The 2,210-nt window shown below is 65.4% G+C and carries 3 protein-coding genes; 1 reads left to right on the forward strand and 2 read right to left on the reverse strand.

All coding sequences use genetic code 11. From position 1 onward, the window contains the following. Positions 1–869: 869 nt before the first annotated feature. Both QZY03_RS01450 and QZY03_RS01455 read right to left on the reverse strand, forming a co-directional pair. Positions 870–1,559 (reverse strand): DUF4351 domain-containing protein, encoded by a 690-nt coding sequence (locus QZY03_RS01450; RefSeq protein ID WP_295577504.1) that lies wholly within the window; start codon positions 1,557–1,559, stop codon positions 870–872. Further along, complete coding sequence (locus QZY03_RS01455; RefSeq protein ID WP_295577507.1) at positions 1,556–1,819, reverse strand: hypothetical protein; 264 nt, start codon at positions 1,817–1,819, stop codon at positions 1,556–1,558. The genes QZY03_RS01450 and QZY03_RS01455 overlap by 4 nt, the downstream gene beginning before the upstream one ends. Before the next feature lie 139 nt (positions 1,820–1,958). Between QZY03_RS01455 and QZY03_RS01460 the strand changes: the two genes are divergently transcribed. Next, positions 1,959–2,210 (forward strand): hypothetical protein (locus QZY03_RS01460; RefSeq protein ID WP_295577509.1); only part of this gene is annotated, 252 nt, incomplete at its 3' end.

The following is a 2,210-nucleotide window of genomic DNA, read 5'->3' on the forward strand; positions in this document are numbered from 1 at the left end:
AGCGGCCTGCGGCCGCGATGGGGCCGCGCCGAGTGCCGCTCCCCGCGGCAGCGCCGCGCGGCCGCAGGCCGCTCCCACGGGGGACCTTCCGCTTCCGGGGGGATCCAGTTTCCCGCGCCTGTGCGCCCCCGCCGCGCAAACGACCAAACCAAGACGACCAAACCACCTTGCCGCCGCGGCTCACCCGCGTTAGCATAGCCCGTCAGTTTAAGAACTGAACGATTATCGCGATCAGGTGACCTCGGCCATGCCCGCCACTGACAGGGTAGGGCGGTAGCGTGTCTGGACCCGTTCCAGCGCCCCGCACCGGCCGTCGCATGGACGCACGTCTGCACCGCATCGAGCACGCCGTCGGCCGTCCGACCCACCCGCCGCACCGACCCTGATCATCGATCCGGCCATTGGCCGTCGCGTAGCGACCCGGTGGGAGCGGCGTCCCGCCGCGCTGGGGCTAGGCGTGACTCCGCTTATCCAGACAGCCCTTTGGTGTAGGGGCGGGTTTGAAACCCGCCACTACGTCCGGTTATCTATAACACCCGCCCCTGCACCGAAGGGCTGTCTGGATAAGCGGAGTCACGCGCGGCGGGACGCCGCTCCCACCGGGTCGCTACGCGACGGCCAATGGCCGGATCGATGATCAGGGTCGGTGCGGTGGGTCGGACGGCCGACGGCGTGCTCGATGCGGTGCAGACGTACGTCCATGCGACGGGCGGTGCGGGGCGCTGGAACGGATCCGGACACGCTACCACCCTACCCTGTCAGTGGCGGGCATGGCCGAGGTCACCTGTTCACAACATTTGTTCAGTCCTTAAGCGGCTGGCTATGCTAACGCGGGTGAGGCGCGGCGGCAAGGTGGTTTGGCCGTTTGGTTAGTGGAGCACCTCGTCGAGGGTCTGGGCGGTCAGGATGCGGTCGGACCACTCCAATAGGGTTTCGGAGTCGGCGCGTTCGATGCGCTCGCGCACCGTCTCGGTGGGCGGGCCGAACTTGCGGGCGATCTGGCGCAAGAGCATGGCGGCCTCTCCCTCTTTACGGCCTTTCTGAATCCCGATGCGCTCGGCAGTGGTGACGTATTGCATGTGCTCGGCTTCCTCGATCGCTTGAATGCACCGATGGTAGTCTTCTTCCAAGGCGTCGGGCAACGCTAACACCCAGTCGATGAAGGCGTAGAGGCTCAAGATGTCGTCCCGCTCCAGCCCCAGGCGATAGAGTCGGCGCGTCAGGCCGATTTTGTGTTCAAGCCGCGCGGCCGGGTCGCGACGGGTTGCGGTGGCCGCCAAATGTGCCAAGACGACCAGCGCAAAGGGGTTGGGGCTGGTCTCCAGTTCGGCCGTGCGGTCACGATAATCCAGCAGCTTGATGCTGGGAAACTCCAAGGTCGCCCGGCAACCCCACAGCGCGTGCTCGTAGCGCACGGGGCGCCAGTTGAGATGATCGTCGGTCAGCACCACGAAGGTGGCGACCGGGCGGTTGTCACGGTCCGTCAGCCGCGAGTGGTAGGTGTAGAGACGCCGCGGGAAGTCCACCTCCCGGTCGCCTTGTATTTCGGTGTGGATCAAGACCCAGGTCTCCTCTCCACTGCACTGCACTGCCAGACTTTGATCAGCTTGTCCGCATGGCGGCGACCCACGACCGCGCGACGGGTGACCTTCTGGAGTTCTTTGTCGAGGAATTCATACCCGCGCGACCAGTCAATGTCGGCGGCGGCCACGGGGAAGAAAAACTCGAGAAACTGCCGATGCCAGCGGTCAAGTACGTCTTTCCAGGGCGTATCGAAATCGTCGCGCCGGACGGCGGGCGGGGGTGGTTGTTTCGGCATCGGTTGGGTGATCGGCGAACGGCGCCAGCGTAACATCGGAAACGGACCTGACCTTCCACGACAGCCTTGTCGACCAGGTGCGGGCCGTCGGCTAGGCCCGGTCGGTCGAAACCACCGGTCAACTGGCGTCGTCGACCGCGTGGTCGCGCTGCGCACCGACCTCCAAACGCAGGCGGGCAATTTCGGCTTCCAGGGCCAGGTATTCGGCTTCTTTGCGCTTGAGGAAGTGCCGGGTGATCTGCGCCTATTGCTCGAAGCCTTGGGGGGTGAGCAGGTAGGCGTAAGCCCGTTAGTCCTTTCTGGTGCGAAAGTTTTGGATCTTGACCCAGCCTTTCTCGACCAGGGTGCGCGCGAAAACGTTGGCCGAGCCGACGCTGACGCCCAGGGCCCG

Origin of the sequence: uncultured Lamprocystis sp., from assembly GCF_903933125.1 — a bacterium.
In the GTDB taxonomy this organism is placed as follows: domain Bacteria; phylum Pseudomonadota; class Gammaproteobacteria; order Chromatiales; family Chromatiaceae; genus Thiodictyon.